Below are 17,125 nucleotides of genomic sequence, written 5' to 3'. Positions count from 1 at the left end.
GGGAGTACCGGCAAACTTGTTATCAAAGACAGGAGTGTTCCTTTCATGCCTTCACATGGGTTTATCGCGATATCACTGGTTCACTTTTTGGTAGCCGTTAGAAAATCGTTTCCGGGATATTCCTTACCGTAATTTTCTTCTGGATTCGCGGTTGAGATGCGCGGTTCTTTCTCTGAACATTTGCTCCCAGTCTTCCTGAAAGTAACGGTAGGTAAGAGGATATTTTCTTTTTAAATAGTTAATGCTTTCGGCTAACATTTCGTCATTGTAAAGGTCTTTTCCGGGCGGCATATTGAATTCTGGTGGAATAATGTTCCATAAAGATTGAATGTCTTCATCCGGTATAAAACCCCTATAGAACCATTCGACAGCGTAAGTGCTTAATAGGGGGAATATTTTAATGTCCATCTGCATACGATGGATTTCTTTTTCCACCCGCGCCATTTCCTGCAGACGGTGGTTGTACTCTTTGAGCCGGGGATTGCGGTGGTCGAGGTAATATGCGAAATCCATAATAATCGCGGCTTCCCGGAAACGGCCCGCTTCGAAGTATTCTTTGCTTTCCCCCTTAAGGATGGACAGGATCATTTGTTTATCCTCTTCGTCTTTGATTGATTTTAAAAATTTACGCATGCGTGACTGGGCAGCGGAAAGCAACTGCCATTTTTCCGCTTCAAAAAGCACATGAAACCAGTTGGTCAAAAGATAAATATCATCCGGGGACGGGGAATCCTGTTCCGGCAGCGCGGACTGGGCCATTGCCCATGCTTCTTCTCTCATGCCGAGACGTAAATAAACGTCACAAAACAGCCCCGGGTGTTCCGTTACTTGATCGGGATAACGGCTTTGAAACTCTTTTAATACTTCCCCGGCCTCTTCCACCCGGTCCGTTTCCATCAGCATCCGGGCTTTTATACACAAAAAAGCAGCCTTGTTATCTTCCGGGATCACATCATAGGCGGCCTGGAACTGCTCCTGGAAGGAACTTTCATCTCCCTGCAGCAGTGAAATCTGGGCCAGAGCCAGACGCGCCTGGTAACTGGCGGGAGAAACCGTCAACACCTGGTTCAATAGATTGGCTGCTTGATTATATTTCCCGGCTTCGGCCAATTCGAACGCGTCATTCATCACATCTTCAATCTGGCCGCCATACTTGCGTAAAAGATTATACTCGTTGCGTTTAACCGGATCCCGCAGCGTTTCATAGGCCCGGCGAATTTGCTGGAATTCCTCGGGATGTGTCTCCGGCGGAAAGGCCTTCACCGCTTCAATATATCTTTTCTTGATCGTCTCCGGGCCGGCATTGGCCCGGGTGCCGAGGATTTTATAATAGTTTTCTACTTTTGGTTTGCGTTTTTTGCGTCTGAAATTACTTTCAAAGGCCATCTAGACATCCTCCTGAAATTCTATTTCAATCAGTAAGTCTGTGACCCGGTCAATGGTTTCCTGCAATCCATCCAGGTCGTTTTTTGTCATTGCCTCATCCAGCAGCGCGATTAGTTTTTGAATTTCAGGCCGTGATTCGTCGCCGCATTCCTCCAACAACCCCAGGGCGCGCTCACGGAGGCGGGATGCTTCTTCATGCAGCACTTCGGCCGGTAATTCTTCTTCCGGTTCCGGTGTGTCATCTAAGTCCCATTCATCTTCCATCCCATCATCAGGTACATCGCCGCCCGCAGCATTAAAAAGCGATTCAATCCTGGCTTTGCTTAGTTCAAAGGATTCCGCGGAACTGCGATTCAAATCGTCCTGAATCGTGACGTTTATTTCCTTGTTGTTGGAAACGCATCTGGCTGTTATTTCTAGGATGCCGTTCAAATTATAATGGAAAGTTACTTCTATGTCTTCCGCGCCGGCTCTGTTGGGGGGGATACCTTCAAGCAGGAATTCACCCAGCGGGTGGTTGTTTTTCACCCACTCGTTCTCTCCCTGGTAAACTTCAATGGATGCGGCTGTTTGGCCGGGCGATGCGGTGTAGAAAGTTTCCCTTCGCGTAACCGGGATGGTGGTGTTGCGCGGGATAAGCACATGAAACCCGCCCGGCCGCACGGAGATCCCTTTCCACTCTTTCAAAACGGCAATGCCCAGGGAAAAGGGGGCTACATCGGTTACGATGAGCCCGCTTTCGGCCAAAAGGCCCGACTTGATGCCCGCCTGCACGGCCGCTCCCAGTGCCACCGCCTCATCGGGATGCACATCGGAGCGGGGTTCTTTTCCGAAGTAGTCGCGGATTAATGCACGTACACGGGGAATCCTGGTGGAGCCGCCAACCAGGATGATTTCGTCTATCTCATTGGCTTTCAAACCCGCGTCTTTCAGTGCCTGGCCCACGAGATCCATTGTTTGCAGCAGCAGGTCGTCAATCAGAGCAATGAATTGTTCGCGGGTGAATATAATGGAAATGCCGACGGGTTGGTTATCCTTCACGGTTACCAGGGGCAGGAAGATTTGGAGTGATTCTTCCTGTGAAAGCCTGATCTTGATTTTTTCGGCTTCCTCTTTCAACAGTGCCCTGGCACGGATGTCGTCGCGCGGATCTATGCCGTGTTCCGCCATTATCTGTTCGGCCAGCCAGTCCACAATCAGCCAGTCGAAGTCCTCGCCGCCCAGGTGGTTGTTTCCGGTGGAGGCCTTCACTTCCAGGATGCCGCTCATCATTTCCAGCACCGACACGTCAAAAGTTCCGCCGCCCAGGTCATAAACCAGGATATAGCGGTCCTCCTTCAGGTGGGCCAAGCCAAAGGCCATGGCTGCGGCGGTGGGCTCGTTGATAATCCGTTCGACGATGAAACCGGCCAATTCCCCGGCTTGTTTCGTCGCCCGGCGCTGTTCGTCGGTGAAGTAGGCGGGTACGGTGATCACCGCTTCCTTTTCCCCCTCCCCGAACCAGTTGTCTGCGTAGCTTTTCAGTTCTTTCAGGATCAGCGCGGAAATTTCCTGGGGAAGCAATTCCCGGTCGCCGATCGGAATGCGTTCGTTCGAACCCATTTTTCTTTTTACGGCCGCTACCGTGCGGTTGGGCATGGCAATCAGCGCCGCCCGGGCATCCTCTCCGACGATGATGTTACCCTGCGGGTTGATCATCACCACCGACGGGATAATGCGCTCACCCCGTGGTGAGGGGATGATTTCAGGTTTGCCGTGATGCATGCAGGCAATTGCGGAATTGGTCGTTCCCAAGTCGATCCCGACCACCGGTCTCAAATTATTTTCCACATTATTTTTCTTGTTCATGCCGGGCTAATTATCCTCCTTGATCGTAATGACCTGTGCTTTTCTTAATAACCGCCCCTCGCTGGTTATGTAACCGCGTCTTACTACTTCCACCACCGCGTAGGGAGGATAAACATCCTGTCCTTCATCCGGGGGCATTTCCACTGCGCCGATGGCTTCGGCCAGTTGCGGATTAAAACTGCTCCCCAAAATGTTTATCTCCTGAATGCCGGTTTCAGCCAGGGCGGCCAATATTTGTTCAGTCCACTGTTCCAGCAGATGACGCCAGTGGTTCTGCCCGTCTGTTTCAAGCCTGTTCCGGATCATGTCGATGTCGTCCAGCCACCGGATGAGCATGGCGACCAGGTGTTCCACCTGGTGTTTTAACAAAGAAAAACCGGCTGCATCAATATCATGGGTGGCCTGCCACTGCTGAAGGGCTTCCAGACCGGTGTTCAGTTGTTTTATTCCGGTATGTGTTTCCTGACCAGTTTTATACAGCATGCGGGCAATCTTGTTCATCTGTGCGGCGACTTCAGACAGTTGATCGTTGTTTCTTGTTGCCCGGTCATGAAGCGCATTTAATGTTTTATCCATACGTTGCAGCTGTTCCGGCAAAATAGCAGCAAGGACATCAATGGGTTTTTTATTCTTTCCCCAGAACTTCCAGCCCAATTAGTATAACACCCCTTATCAGCGGCTATATTTTATCCTTTGACAGGCCCGTTTGCTTCCAGAAGATGCCGATTGTTTTTCCGGCAGGATTGCAAACCCGGTTTAATTTTTCGCGTTTATTTTTAATAATCCTTCCCTGTTGTAGCAGAATATCGGAAAGTTTTCTGTTATCAGGACACAATACTTGATTCCCCGTAATACATAATTTATTTACTGCCATTCCTCGTCAAGGTCACGTCAAAGTTAAAAACTATCAACAACCCGCCTAATTGTTAAAATTTGTCTGGCTTTTTGAAAAGGGCTGGGGCAGTTCCAAAAATTTCCGCATCCCCATCCCTTGATATGTATAGAAGAACCTGAAAATCAATTACATCCGGAATTGTTGCGTGAATTGGCGGAAGAATTCCGTAATTACAGCGAAAGTGGCGGACAGGTTTTTATTTCCACTCATTCACCTGATTTTATCAATGGCGTGGATATTTCGGAGCTGTTTTGGCTTACGAAGAAAAATGGTTTCAGTATAGTTCAGCGGGCATCTGAAAATGAACTTGTCAGGCGTCTCGTTAAAGAAGGCGATTTGCCGGGAGCTTTGTGGAAACAGGGTTTTTTCGAAGGAGCCGGTCCGCGATGAAAAAGATTGTTTTTTTATTGGAAGAGCCTTCATTAAAGGAGTTTTTGGAAATATTCCTGCCGAGGATTTTGCCGCCGGGGGTGTCGTTTATGGCGGTTCCCCATGAGGGGAAACAGGATTTGGAAAAGTCCATAATGGAGCGGAGATATTTGCCAACCAGTTATTGATAAGAGATGTTCTTGAATGCCTCCATGTGAATGCCGGCGGAGTTCGATCAGCCTGGCGGGCAGGGAAGTAACGTATACGTTCAGAGTGAGCAGCAGGGCCAAAAATGTACGCCTTCAGGTGGGAGTGGAAAACGGCCTGGAAATCATTATTCCCAGGGGTTTCGACCCGGGCGGCCTGGAGGGCATTATCCGGGAAAAACAGCACTGGGTGCTGGACAAGTTGGATTATCTCTCCCGTATGTCTTTCAACCGGCAACAAGACAACCGGGGGGTTTTATACCAGGGACGGGAATATGCGGTGGAAAACAGGCTCGAAAAGGGAGCCGCTTATAATGTAGTGGTGGAAAACGGAAAGATCATTGTGACCATGCCTGAGGGGGCAAAGGTAAACGCCGTCCTGGTCCTGGAACAATGGTATCGTTACCTGGCCCGTAATTTAATTCACGAACGGATTGGCACCTTGAACCAAAAGCTAAACCGTTCCTTTAACAGGGTTTTCATCAAAGACCAGAAAACACGCTGGGGAAGCTGTTCCGGGCGGAAAAATTTAAACTTCAACTGACGTTTGATCATGGCGCCGGTGCCGGTGCTGGACTATGTGATCATTCACGAGCTCATGCATTTGCTTGAGCCCAATCATTCCAAACGCTTCTGAGCGCTGGTGGCGGAGGCGTGCCCGGATTACAAGGAGCGCCGCGCCTGGCTGAGGAAAAACGGCCGACGTTTGATGCTTTATTCAACATGATTTTGGTTGAATAAAGTTCTTTAAGCCAATCTTAAATGCTCTTTGACAGGTCGTTTTCACGTCATTATAATTAATGTAATAATGCCTTTATGGGGGCTGATGATTATGGAGTCATTTGATCTAACAACTGACATCCAGCCGGTAACAGAATTTCGTGCCAAAACTTCCGAAATAATCGAAGACTTGAAAAAAAATCGCCGGACGATTATTTTAACCCAGCACGGCAGGCCGGCAGCGGTGCTTGAATCGGTGGAAGAATACCAGCGCAAGCAGGAAGAACTGCGCTTTTTAACAGGACTGGTTGCCGGCATGCGTGACCTGGATGCGGGCAGTGTTGTTAATGGTGAGAAATTCTTTCAATCGTTAAAGAATCGGGTGGACGATGGCAAGTAAAATGCCGGATAAAAAATTCTTTCTTACCAAACAGGTGGCCCTGGATATTCAGGAAATTGTAGAATATATTGCCCGGCACAGTGCTCAAAACGCCGTCCGGTTTATAGATGAACTGCTTGCAGTATGCCGCCGGTTACCGGATTTTCCAGAGATGGGCCGCATTGTGCCTGAGGTGGGGCAGCCTTTGATTCGGGAAATAATCCACAAAAATTACCGGATTGTTTACACCGTCCGTCAAGGGAAGGTATATATCCTGCAGATTTTTAATGCCGCAAGATTGTTTCGCATGCAGGGGTTGGACCTGAACCAGGGGCAAAAACAGGACAGATAAATAATCGCATGGTGCTGCAAGGCTTTCTGATCAATCAAAACCAGCAGCGACATGACCGGCGGACTTGAGGTAAAGTGTGAAGTAGCCGGCAAGTGGTTTTTGGTAAGAGGATATTTGCCGTTACCTGGCGAATATACACTGATTAAAGAATTTCCGGGGGGTGTGACGGTGAATCTTTTTGCCGTGATCCCGGAGCGGCTTTTTTCCGTCCTGTCCAGTCGCTTGAAGGAAGATTACGCGGCTATTTTATTCCGCATCTACGACCAGTACCAGTTGACCACTTTCGGCATGGAACGGGATGTGGTCATCGATCTGATCGTTGATTATATGGAGCAGAAGGACCAGTTTTTCGAGCAGGCGCTGGCCGATGAAATCTGGGAGGAGTCCCTGGATACGCCTGCCGGCTCCCGTGACCGGGCCGCTTTTATCCTGCGCAAGCTGGAAAGCACCGGCTGGCTGGCCGGCGAGGTTTACAGCAATTACGTACAGTATATCAGCCTGCCCGATTACGCCATTAAAATTTTGGATGTACTGGACAAGATCCGCCGCCACCGGCAGGTGGAATACCAGGGTTTTGTCTATGCTACCTATACCCTGTTGCATGCTCCGGAAGCCGATCGCCAGGGCAATCTGGCGCTGGAAAAGGCTTATGAGCAGACCGAACAGCTGATCAACGGATTAAAATCATTGAATCACAACATCAAGCGTTATATTGAACGGGTGCTGGCGGAAAAAGAACCGCGGGAGATTTTGAAAATTCACTTTCAGGATTACATGACGGAAATTATCGATCAAAGCTACCACCGCTTGAAAACTTCGGACAATGTATCCCGTTACCGGCCGAAAATCGTGGCCCGTCTGAACCAGTGGTACGGCGATCCGGTCTGGGTGGACCGGGCGGCCAACCTGGAAGTGCAGCGGGAACGCTATCCGGATCTGTCCGCCGCCCGGCAGGGGATCTACCGCAGTCTGGATTATATCCGCCAGGCGTATACCGGTCTGGACGATTTACTGGAGGAAATCGATCGGCGCAATGCCCGTTACGCCAACGCCTCCTTCCAGCAGTTGAAATACATCCTCAACAGCAGCCGGGACACGGAGGGTCAGTTGACGGAAATATTGAAATTTCTGGCTGAACAGCGCACCAGTGGGGGCAAACGCCCCGATGAACAGTTACCCGCCGGACTGAGTGGGCTGTTTGGCTTCTTTACCCAGGAATTTCTCAGCACGGATTCCCTTTATACCGGCCGGGAAGCGGTCCGGCACCACCAGCCGCAAGAGGTGCACGAACTGGAAACGGTTGATCCCGCCCGCCGGCAGGAACGTCTGCGTCACTTTCAGCAGCGGTTGGAAAGGCGTATGACCAGGGAAAAAATCAACGCCTGGATAATGGGCAAACTGGCCGGGCGGGAGGAAATTTACGCCCGGGAACTGGGTATTGCGGAAATGGATGATTTCATCAAGCTGGTCTACGCTTCCGCCTACAGCCGGTCGCGCCGGGTAAGCTACCGGGTGGAGCGCAAAGACAGGCCCCGGGTGACCGCCGCCGGCGGCAGTTTCGAATTCAAGGATCTACGCCTGAAACGGAAGTGAGGTAGCCATGGAACTGTTGGAACAGTTGAACCGCTTTTCCCCGGCGGAGCAGGAGGAATTTACGCGGGTGGTCAACCGCCTGCTGGCGTGCACTTTCATCACCCGGAAGAATGAGGACAACCGCCGGGACTATTACTTCACTGAACGGCACGAGGATTTGTTGCGCGACTATTTAAAGTTGGGCGGCTGGAACCTGGAGGGGGACCGTGCTTTCGGAATCTACCGGGTTTACAGCGAGTTCGCCTACAACCGGCTGCGTCTGAAGCTGGAAGAGAGCATCATTATACTGATCCTGCGCCTTTGCTACGAAGAAAAACGGCGTCAGATCAATCTGACGGAAAACATCATGGTTACCGTGCGGGAAATTCAGGATAAATATACCGCCTTGAAAATACGCAACCGGCCAATTGACAAAAAGACCCTGCGGGAGACCGTCGGTTTGCTCAAACGTTTCAACATCCTCCGTGTGCTGGACGGGGAGGTCACTGATCCGGACTGCCGGCTGGAGGTTTTTCCCACCATCCTTTTTGCCCTGCGGGTGGAGGACATCCGGCAGGTTTACGAAAAGCTGGATACCTACCGGCATGATGGCGGGGAAGAGCCAGAAGACAGGGCACAAGTTGAGCAACAAGCAGGAACTGGGACGGAAACGGAGTTGGTACCATGAAAGAACTGACCGGTATACGCCTGATCAACTGGCACTATTTTGTCGATGAAACCATCCGCATCCAGGGCAGCACCTTGATCACCGGGGACAACGGCAGCGGCAAGTCCACCATTTTAGACGCCCTGCAGTACGTGTTAGTGGCCGATTTGCGACGGATCCGGTTCAATGTTTCCGCCTTTGACGAGACCCGGCGCGATCTTTTGGGCTATGTGCGCTGCAAGACGGGCCGGGACAGCGAGAACGGGCGGAAATACGAACAACTGGGGGACATCACTTCCTACGTGGTTTTGGAGTTCTACGACGACATAAAGCGCAAGCACTTTCTTCTGGGGGCGGTCATTGACTCCTACGCCGACGACGCCACCTACGAGAGCCGCTTCTTTAAAATCGAGGACTGCCGGCTGGAGGACGATCTTTTCCTGTCCGGCCGGCGCACCCGGAACATTCGTGATTTCCGGACAGTGGTGCGGGAGCGGCGGGCCATTATTTACACTTCAGTGGAAAAATACCAAGCCGACCTCCGGCAGAAACTGGGCTCCCTGGGCGAGCGTTTTTTCTCCCTGCTGGTCAAGGCCATTTCATTCAAACCAATCACCGACATTCGCCAGTTTGTCTATTCATATGTGCTGGAGGAAAAACAGATCAACATCGATATCATGCGCGAAAACCTTTTGCGCTACAAGGAATACAGCGATCTGGCGGTCCAGACCGGGGAAAAGATTGCCGCCCTGGAAAACATCCGGGAAAAATACCTGGAGATCCGGCGGGACCGGGAGCGGGCGCTGATGCAGGACTACCTGATTTTACGGGCGGGCAAAGACGGCGCGGCGGCGGAACTGCAGGCCAACCTGGACGGCGCCCGGGCATTGGAAGAAGAACTGGTCCGGCTGGCACAGGCGCTGGAAGGGGTCAAGGAGAAGCTTAAACGCTGCCGGGAGGAAGAGCGTTCCTACCGGGACGCCCTGGCGGCCAATACCACTTTTCAACTGGTACAAAGCCTGCAAAAGGAAATTGAGGAGCTCAAGGGGCGTCGGAAGGAACTCTCCGCCGCCGGCCGCAGAGTTGCCCAAACCGCCCGGGAAGAATGCCTGGTGCTGGAACGTCTGTTGGAAAAAGCGGCCGGCGAATTGATCGCTCCGGCGGAGCGTGATTTGTTCACGCAATTGCTGGCCGGGCTGCGGGAACTGGCGGACGGCGGTACGGTTCCGGGTACGGATGAAAAGACACGACTCCCGTCGGCGGATAAGGATGGACTGGCCCCGCCATCCGCTACGGCGGCGGATTCATCAACGGGTGAAGAAACCCCGCCCGCCCTGGATCGCCTGATTGACCGGGGCCGGGAATCCCTGGCCCTGATCCGGGAAAGGGTGCAGGAGCAGATCTGGGAGATCAACCGCCGGCTGAAGGAACTGGCGCAGGAAGAGGGGACGCTGCAGCAGGAGTTGGCCAACCTGCGCCAAAAAAGGCATAATTACGACCCCAAGGTGACCGGGCTGCGTGATCTGATCCGGGAAAAGTTCCGCGCGGTCAAGGGTTTGGAAGTGGAGCCGCGGGTGCTTTGCGAATTGCTGGAAGTGTCCGATGAGAAATGGCAGGATGCGGTGGAGGGGTGGCTGAACACCCGCCGCTTTGATTTGATTGTGGAGCCGGAGCATTTCGACTACGCCCTGTCGGTTTATGAAAAACACAAAAAGGAACTGCGTCTTTCCGGAGTGGGTCTGGTGAACACCGGCCAGGTGCTCAAATACCTGAACCGCTATGAACCCGGTTCACTGGCGGTAGAAGTGCGTTCTCAAAACCGCTATGCCCTGGCCTACATCCACCATTTGATGGGTGATATAATCAAGTGCGCCGGTGAACAGGAATTAAAAAACCACCGCCGTTCGATCACAGCCACCTGTATGACATACAGCAACCATACCGCCCGTCAGATCAAGTTTGAAGTTTACGAGACACCGTTTATCGGGGAACGGGCTTATACCCGCCAGATCGCCCGCAAAGAAGCCCGCTTGCGCGAGATAGCCGCAATACACAGTGAACTGCTCCCCCAACTGGCCGGGCTGGAGACGATCAGCCGGGATTGCGGCGGCCGTGACGAACGTTATATTTTCCTGAAAGAGCACCGGGACACGTGGACGGAGCTGGCCGCCGCCAGCCGGGAACTGGCGGCAAAGGAGCGGGAACTGGCCGGCGTGGACACATCCGGTTTCGCCGCCTTGAAGCAAAAACTGGAAGAACTGGTGCTCGAAATTGATACTCTGGACGGCCGGGTGGGAAAATACAACCGGCGGCAAGGTGAATTGGAGACCGCCCTGGAACAAAAAGGGCGGGAACGGACCGCTCTGAAAATGGAACACGACCGGGCGCGGGAAGCATTTGAGCAGTTTTGCGCCCTGTATCCCCAACTTACCGTCGAAGGGGAAAAGCGTTACGCCCGGGAACTGCGCCACCATCAACCGCGGGAGATCGCAGCCAACTTCGCCCATAACCGCAAGAGTATGGAAACCCTGATCCTGAACAAGGAAAAGGGCCTGATCCTTCTAAAGACCGAATATAACAACCGCTATCAGTTCGGCGGCCGGGTGGAGGCTGGAGAGCACGAGGAATGGGAAGCGGAATACAAAAAACTGACGGAAAGCGAACTGCCCGCCTATGAGGAAAAAATCGGCCAGGCCAGGCGGGAGGCGGAAGAGGAATTCAAAGAGCACTTTATTTACAAACTGCGGGAAAATATTGAAAACGCCCGGGTGGAATTCAACTATTTGAATGACGCCTTAAAGGACATTTCATTCGGCGGGGATAAATACCGCTTCCTGGTTACCCCGGCGGAAAAACACCGCCGGTTCTACCAGATGCTGGAGGATACGGAAATGGTGGAGGGCGGGGTGTCCCTGTTTGACAGCATGTTTCAACAGCGGCACCGGGAGGCGCTGGACGAACTGTTCGACAAGATCATCAACCTGCCGCCCAAATATTTGCCCGATAGTATTTTCGAGTATACTGATTACCGCAGCTTTCTGGACTACGACATTAAGATCACCCATGCCAATGGCGATACCTCCACCTTCAGCCGGGTTTGCCGCGAGAAATCGGGCGGCGAGACCCAGACCCCGTTTTACGTGGCCATTGTGGCTTCCTTCGCCCAGTTATACCGGACCAAGACCGACCGGGACGGCATCCGGCTGATTCTTTTTGACGAAGCCTTTAACCGCATGGATATGGACCGCATGGAAAACTCCCTGCGCTTTATCAATGAGATGGGTATGCAGGCCATCATTGCCGCTCCCACTGATAAGTGCGAGTTCATCAGTCCTTACGTGCCTACCACTTTACTGGTTATGCGTGACGGCCGGGATGGCTGGATTGAGGATTACAAGCAGTTCAAGGAAGTTGCAGCCGGAGTGCGGGCGGAAGCGGCAGCGGCGGCTGGTTAGCCGCTGGCCGTCTGCACCGGATGCTTGTTATTGGCGGAATGCTGACGCATGAACCGTGGACATGCATTGTATAAGGTGTTAAAGGTATAAAGCAAAAATTATTAATGCTTAAATTACAGGCCAAAGTCCTTTGGCGAGTAATTCGCAGCGGTTTTTGACGCGTCAGCACTGTTGGCGGACTTGCCTGGCTTGGCTTCATTATATATACCGGTTTTTGTTAATTGAGCGCGGAAAAAACTTTGTCTTAAGTGGTGATGCCGTTTTGGATTACGCCCATTTTATCATGGAGACGCTGCTGGATAAACATGAGCGCCGTGATCCGGCCGGGGTTAAGGACGGGAAACGGCGCCTCTGGTTTCATTTCAATCGGCGGACCATGCCCGCTTACTTTGATGACACCACCGCCCGGTACAAGGAGGAGATCAACAGCGTCGCCCTGGCGCTTCAGCGCCAGGGTTTGATTGAAATTCGCTGGGTTAAGTACGAAGAAAACAATCTCATCGGGAAGGTAGCCCTGCAGGCGGAGCGTTTGCCGGATGTTTATGCCCTGCTTGGACGCCATCCCCGGGCCGCGCAACTGACCACGCTGGCCGGTCTGGCCCGTCATTACGCCCGGGGCGCGGCTCCCTGGGCGCAGGATTTTTTGCACACGGCGGCCTGCCGTCTGGAAGCAGGGGAACCCACCGGCTACTTTCAGCCGGAGCGCGGGCAGGCGGAGCGGCTTTTTAAAGTCATCCGGGAAATCGGCCTTTTGCCGGAGGAGGTGCCGTGCCGCATCTTCAGCCTGCGGGTGTTGGGCGACAGCAAGGCTTTCAACAGTCTGGCCGGCACGGTGGCACGCATCATCCGGGATTTCCACCCGGACTGGGGCGGTGCCGGCCGGGAAAACAGGCCGGAGATGGATGCCGGGGAGATAAAGCAGGTGCTGGCCGAAATGGGTGTGGTGGACAACCCCCAGCATATTTTCATCAGCGGCGGTCTGGATTTTGACACCGGTGAACGGCTGGTGCGGGTGAGTGATTTCTTCCCTGATCTGGGCCTGCCGGCGGAGATGGTGGACCGGCTGACCGTGAAAAACGTGACTGCCGATTATGTGCTGACGGTGGAAAACCTGACTTCATTTTATCAGTTCATCAAGAACCGCCGCGACAATTTCCTGGCCGTTTACTTGGGCGGGTATCACAATCTGTTGCGGCGGCGGTTTTTAAGCAAGTTGAAGGCATTTTTGGACGGCACCGGCCGGGCGGTTCCGTTTTATCACTGGGGGGACATTGATTACGGCGGTTTTTCCATTTTCGTCCACCTGCAAAAGCGCTGTCTGCCCGGATTGAAGCCCCTGTTCATGGATGTGCCTACCCTGGAGCGTTACCGCCGGTTCGCATCGCCCTTTACCGCCGCCTATGGCCGCCGGTTGCGCATACTATTGAAGGATGCGGATTACCGCATTTTTCATCCCGTGATTACCAAAATGCTTCAGGAGGGAGTGCGACTGGAGCAGGAGTGTGTGGACAGTTCGGACATGTTGGCCGGGTGTCGGACCACAGTTAACGGTAGGATTCCGTCATAGATGCTCTTAACCTCACCGGATACTATGTTAAATATTTTGGTCAGGAGAATATGACCCTGATGATCTGCTGCTACCGGTAGCGGGTATTGATGCTGTTTAGCGGATCTTTAGGAGTAGCCAGGTTTCCCGTTGGTATGAAACGCCCGGTGATTCAGGGATTTTGTTTTGAAGGCTTCTGTCCGGACATAAAAAGGAGTGGGGAACTGCATGCCGGAAGTGGAAAAACTTTGGACCAGGGATTTTATCTTTACGGATGTAACCGGCTTTTTATTGTTTTTCAGCTTTTATTACCTGATGTCCACTTTGCAGTATTATGTTTTACACATTGGCGGCAACCTGTCGTCGCTGGGCCTGGTCATGGGGGTCTTTACCATCATCGCCGTCATTTTGCGCCCCGTCACCGGTAACCTCCTGGATACCAAAGGCCGGCGCATCATTTTATTGCTGGGCCTGCTGATTATTTTAGCGTCATTTCTGGCCTACACCCTGGCCACCAGTGTCTGGTGGCTCGGGATAATCAGAATTTTTCACGGTATCGGCTGGGCTTTTGCCACCACCGCGGCCAGCACCATCATTGCCGACCTGGTTCCCCCGCGCCGCCGGGGCGAAGCTATGGGTTATTACAGCAATTTTATGGATCTGGCCATGGCCGCCGGTCCCTTTACCGGCGTTTTGATTTTACAGTTCGGCGGCTTTAACGCTGTATTCATCGCCGCGGCGGTCACCCTGTTGCCGGCGCTGGTTACCGGCTGGACGGTCAGGGAGCAATACCGGCCCGGTCCCGCCCCGGTCAAGCGCACGTTGTTCAGCCGTCCGGCCATCCTGCCGGCGTTGATCATGCTTACGGGCAGCATCGGTTACGGCAGTGTGGTCACCTATCTGCCGACATTCGTCCAGCAAAGGGGAATCACCGGCCGGTTTCTGGGCATTTCCGATTACGCCTTTTTTTACGTGGTCTATGCCATTACCCTGCTGGCCACCAGAGGTCCCTGGGGCCGTTTGTCGGATCGTTACGGACGTCAGGCGGCCATTATCCCCGGACTGCTGTTCCTGGCCGGTGGCACATTGGTGCTGGCTTTCGCCGGCTCCTTTCCGGTTCTCTTAATCGCGGGGATTGTTTACGCCGCCGGTTTCGGTTCCGCCCAGCCTTCGATCATGGCCTGGGCGGTGGACCGGGCCGGCGCCTCGGGTTGGGGGGCGGCGGTGGGCACTTTCTTTGCGGCCTTTGACGGCGGGATCGGGATCGGCGCCTTGTTGATGGGACCGCTCGCCCAGCATTTCTCCTACCGTCTGGTCTATGGCAGCGCCGGAGTATTGACCCTGCTGGGTTTTGTGATCTATGTTTTTGTTTATTTCGGTTCTTCAAAAACCCGTGGTAAAATGTATTGAATTTGAAGTGAAGACATGAAGAAAAATGGGGGCAGCCGGCGGTGAACACCACGTCCACATTTGGTCAATTAAGAAAAAATGAAAGGGAAATACGAAAAAACCTGATCATTGACGCGGCAATCGGCCTGTTTGCCACAAAATCATTTGAGAACACCAGCATTCGCGATATTGCCGCCGCGGCGGGAATTTCCCCGGCCTCGATTTACCGGTACTTTGCGGACCGGGATGAGCTTTTCGTGGAGGCTTTGTTGCGCGAGGGAAAAGATATCATTGCCGGTATGGAAAAACTGCTTGCGGAAAACGGCGGCTCTTCGATCGAAAAAATTTCCGCCGGTTTTGTTGATTATTTACTGGAGCATGATGCCTTTTTCCAAATGATGACCCACTTCATGCTGGGTGGTAACATCAGCGAAAAAGCCCTGACCAGGTTTAATCAGGCCGAGCGGTATTTGCTCAATGCTTTCGAAGGTATTTTTAAAGACATGGGGGTAAAGGAAAACGCCCGGCTTATCGCGCATGCTTTTTTTGCTTCACTGAACGGAATCGTGATCACCTTCAGAAAATATCCCGGCCGCAGCGAGGAAGAGGTGAAAAGGCACATGCGCCGTCTGGCCGGTCTTATAGCCGGCATTTTTAAAAAAGGTGCCGTGTGAGAGTTGCAAGTGTTCCCGTCCGGACAAAACCCCGGAGCGCCGGTTGAACTTTTCAGCCGGCGCTCCGGGTGTTGCAAAAAATGTGGATTTATTTTACCGGGCACGCTCACGCAATTCCTTTTTCAAAATTTTCCCCACAGCATTCCGGGGCAGTGCGTCCACGATGCGCACCGCTTTGACGCACTTGTATCCGGCCAGGTTTTCCCGGCAAAGCGCAAAGATTTCCGCATCAGTCAGATCCACCCCCGGCTTTTTGACCACATAAGCCAGGGGAACCTCGCCCCATTTGCTGTCCGGCACGCCTACAACCGCCACCTCGGCCACGGCCGGGTGCCGGCCGATCACCATTTCCAGTTCGGCCGGGTAGATGTTTTCACCGCCGCTGATGATCATGTCTTTCAGGCGGTCCACCACGTAAATAAAGCCGTCCTCATCCTTTTTCCCCAGGTCGCCCGAATGATACCAGCCGTCCTTCAATACACTGCCGGTGGCGCCGGGGTTGTTCCAATACCCCTTGAAAACCTGCCGCCCTCCGCAAACAATTTCTCCCACTTCCCCCGCGGGCAGCTCCCGGCCGGTATGCCAGTCAATTATCTTCACACTACCGTGAAAGACCGGTTTGCCCATGGAATTGCATTTTTCCAGTCCCATCTCATGAGTCCAGAACGATACCGCACCGGTATATTCCGAGATGCCGTAAACCTGATAGACTTTTATGCCTTTTTCGTAATACGTCTTGATCAGCGATTCGGGCACGGGCGCCCCCCCGCAAATGATAAAGCGCAGCGATGACAAATCCGTTGTGCTTGCTTCCGGCACCCTGATCATGACAGCGATCATCAGGGGCACGGACATCATGAAATTAATTTTTTCGGCTGCTATTAGCCGCCAGACTTCTACCGGATCAAAATTGGGCAAAAAGATGGTGGTGCAGCCTTTGTGGACATTGGCGATAATCGGGGCGAGACCCCCGATGTGAAAAAGGGGGGCCACGGACAGGAAGCGGTCGCCGAGACGCCAGTCAAGGGTATACGTAAGTCCGATCGAGGCCTGGTACAGGTTGTTGTGACTTAGTATGGCCCCTTTCGGTCTGCCGGTGGTTCCCGAGGTATACATGATTATGGCCGGATCCTCCCCGCCGGCGGTGGTTTCAGGTTCTTCTGTCCGCCGGCCGGCAAGAGCCTCCTCAAACTCAATGCCGGCACCGGATCCACCCACCCGGACCAAATTACGGATTGCCGGAACCTGTTTCAATTGTTCCACCAGCTGGCTGAATTCGCAGTCGTAAAGCAGGATCGAAGCTCCGCAGTCGGCAAGTATATAGGACAGTTCGGATGCCGTAAGCCGCCAGCTGAGCGGGACGGTGACAACTCCGGTTTTAGCGGCGGCATAAAACGCAGTGGCAAAATGCTGGTTGTTTTTGCACAATATGGCCATGCGGTCACCCCGGCCGGTTTTTTGCTCCGCCAGAAAGCAGGCGAACTGGTTTACCCTGTTATTAACCTGACGGAAAGTGTAGCGGTATCCCTCACCCGCAAATCCCTCCCGTTCCGGTGACAGAAAAGCCCGTCCGGTCATTGTTTCACCGATATTGATAGGCAAGTTTTATCCCTCCTGCCTCGAAAAATAACTGTATGTTAACGATGCCGGCATTGCCCGGCACCAAC

Annotated in this window: 14 protein-coding genes and 1 pseudogene; 11 read left to right on the top strand and 4 right to left on the bottom strand. The window is 53.0% G+C overall.

The window, feature by feature from the left end; all coding sequences use genetic code 11:
* Nucleotides 1–123: 123 nt before the first annotated feature.
* The 3 genes from A6M21_RS08930 to A6M21_RS08920 are packed head-to-tail and all read right to left on the bottom strand — an operon-like array spanning nucleotide 124 to nucleotide 3,888.
* Entirely contained in the window at nucleotides 124–1,386 is a 1,263-nt protein-coding gene (locus A6M21_RS08930; RefSeq protein ID WP_066667922.1) for a J domain-containing protein, read from the bottom strand.
* A complete protein-coding gene (locus tag A6M21_RS08925) occupies nucleotides 1,387–3,234 on the bottom strand; it encodes an Hsp70 family protein (protein WP_066667921.1) in 1,848 nt (615 codons plus the stop codon). It lies immediately after the preceding gene.
* 6 nt (nucleotides 3,235–3,240) lie between these two features.
* Nucleotides 3,241–3,888, bottom strand: a complete 648-nt coding sequence (locus tag A6M21_RS08920) for a nucleotide exchange factor GrpE (RefSeq protein WP_066667914.1) — start codon at nucleotides 3,886–3,888, stop codon at nucleotides 3,241–3,243.
* Between the two features lie 301 nt (nucleotides 3,889–4,189).
* On the opposite strand from A6M21_RS08920, the gene A6M21_RS08915 reads away from it, so the two are divergent.
* The 11 genes and pseudogenes from A6M21_RS08915 (at nucleotide 4,190) to A6M21_RS08870 (ending at nucleotide 15,458) form a co-directional block, all read left to right on the top strand.
* On the top strand, nucleotides 4,190–4,519 hold the full coding sequence (locus A6M21_RS08915) for an AAA family ATPase (protein ID WP_078060526.1): 330 nt from the start codon (nucleotides 4,190–4,192) through the stop codon (nucleotides 4,517–4,519).
* Nucleotides 4,516–4,686: a hypothetical protein gene (locus tag A6M21_RS18770; protein ID WP_161486040.1), complete on the top strand. Its 171-nt coding sequence runs from the start codon at nucleotides 4,516–4,518 to the stop codon at nucleotides 4,684–4,686. Before A6M21_RS08915 ends, A6M21_RS18770 begins: the two co-directional genes overlap by 4 nt.
* A gap of 16 nt (nucleotides 4,687–4,702) precedes the next feature.
* Nucleotides 4,703–5,341 (top strand): annotated as a pseudogene (locus A6M21_RS08910) (M48 family metallopeptidase).
* 195 nt (nucleotides 5,342–5,536) lie between these two features.
* Nucleotides 5,537–5,824, top strand: coding sequence for a type II toxin-antitoxin system Phd/YefM family antitoxin (locus A6M21_RS08905; RefSeq protein WP_066667910.1), 288 nt, complete (start codon nucleotides 5,537–5,539; stop codon nucleotides 5,822–5,824).
* Between the two features lies 1 nt (nucleotide 5,825).
* Entirely contained in the window at nucleotides 5,826–6,155 is a 330-nt protein-coding gene (locus A6M21_RS08900) for a type II toxin-antitoxin system RelE/ParE family toxin (protein WP_066667907.1), read from the top strand.
* A 168-nt stretch (nucleotides 6,156–6,323) separates the two neighbouring features.
* A complete protein-coding gene (locus tag A6M21_RS08895) occupies nucleotides 6,324–7,748 on the top strand; it encodes a Wadjet anti-phage system protein JetA family protein (protein ID WP_151191867.1) in 1,425 nt (474 codons plus the stop codon).
* A 7-nt stretch (nucleotides 7,749–7,755) separates the two neighbouring features.
* Entirely contained in the window at nucleotides 7,756–8,415 is a 660-nt protein-coding gene (locus tag A6M21_RS08890) for a DUF4194 domain-containing protein (RefSeq protein ID WP_066667903.1), read from the top strand.
* Nucleotides 8,412–11,849, top strand: a complete 3,438-nt coding sequence (locus tag A6M21_RS08885) for an ATP-binding protein (protein WP_066667899.1) — start codon at nucleotides 8,412–8,414, stop codon at nucleotides 11,847–11,849. Before A6M21_RS08890 ends, A6M21_RS08885 begins: the two co-directional genes overlap by 4 nt.
* A gap of 262 nt (nucleotides 11,850–12,111) precedes the next feature.
* Nucleotides 12,112–13,416: a Wadjet anti-phage system protein JetD domain-containing protein gene (locus A6M21_RS08880; RefSeq protein ID WP_151191866.1), complete on the top strand. Its 1,305-nt coding sequence runs from the start codon at nucleotides 12,112–12,114 to the stop codon at nucleotides 13,414–13,416.
* A 207-nt stretch (nucleotides 13,417–13,623) separates the two neighbouring features.
* Entirely contained in the window at nucleotides 13,624–14,805 is a 1,182-nt protein-coding gene (locus A6M21_RS08875; RefSeq protein WP_066667895.1) for an MFS transporter, read from the top strand.
* Nucleotides 14,806–14,846: 41 nt separating this feature from the next.
* Nucleotides 14,847–15,458: a TetR/AcrR family transcriptional regulator gene (locus A6M21_RS08870; RefSeq protein WP_066667893.1), complete on the top strand. Its 612-nt coding sequence runs from the start codon at nucleotides 14,847–14,849 to the stop codon at nucleotides 15,456–15,458.
* Nucleotides 15,459–15,551: 93 nt separating this feature from the next.
* Here A6M21_RS08870 and A6M21_RS08865 read toward each other — a convergent pair whose 3' ends face one another.
* The gene (locus A6M21_RS08865) at nucleotides 15,552–17,060 is read right to left on the bottom strand and encodes a long-chain-fatty-acid--CoA ligase (RefSeq protein ID WP_078060521.1); all 1,509 of its coding nucleotides are present in this window, start codon (nucleotides 17,058–17,060) and stop codon (nucleotides 15,552–15,554) included.
* Nucleotides 17,061–17,125 lie beyond the last annotated feature (65 nt).

It is taken from the genome of Desulfotomaculum copahuensis, assembly GCF_001655685.1.
Classification (GTDB): Bacteria; Bacillota; Desulfotomaculia; order Desulfotomaculales; family Desulfovirgulaceae; genus Desulfotomaculum_G; species Desulfotomaculum_G copahuensis.
Note: the sequence above shows the minus strand (reverse complement) of the source record. Positions and strands in the feature narration are given on the sequence as shown.

What these genes read in the sequence shown, in the direction of transcription:
- A6M21_RS08890 (WP_066667903.1), top strand. Translation starts at nt 7,756, where the DNA reads ATGGAACTGTTGGAACAGTTGAACCGCTTTTCCCCGGCGGAGCAGGAG.
- A6M21_RS08885 (WP_066667899.1), top strand. Translation starts at nt 8,412, where the DNA reads ATGAAAGAACTGACCGGTATACGCCTGATCAACTGGCACTATTTTGTC.
- A6M21_RS18770 (WP_161486040.1), top strand. Translation starts at nt 4,516, where the DNA reads ATGAAAAAGATTGTTTTTTTATTGGAAGAGCCTTCATTAAAGGAGTTT.
- A6M21_RS08930 (WP_066667922.1), bottom strand. Translation starts at nt 1,386, where the DNA reads ATGGCCTTTGAAAGTAATTTCAGACGCAAAAAACGCAAACCAAAAGTA.
- A6M21_RS08905 (WP_066667910.1), top strand. Translation starts at nt 5,537, where the DNA reads ATGGAGTCATTTGATCTAACAACTGACATCCAGCCGGTAACAGAATTT.
- A6M21_RS08900 (WP_066667907.1), top strand. Translation starts at nt 5,826, where the DNA reads ATGCCGGATAAAAAATTCTTTCTTACCAAACAGGTGGCCCTGGATATT.
- A6M21_RS08925 (WP_066667921.1), bottom strand. Translation starts at nt 3,234, where the DNA reads ATGAACAAGAAAAATAATGTGGAAAATAATTTGAGACCGGTGGTCGGG.
- A6M21_RS08875 (WP_066667895.1), top strand. Translation starts at nt 13,624, where the DNA reads ATGCCGGAAGTGGAAAAACTTTGGACCAGGGATTTTATCTTTACGGAT.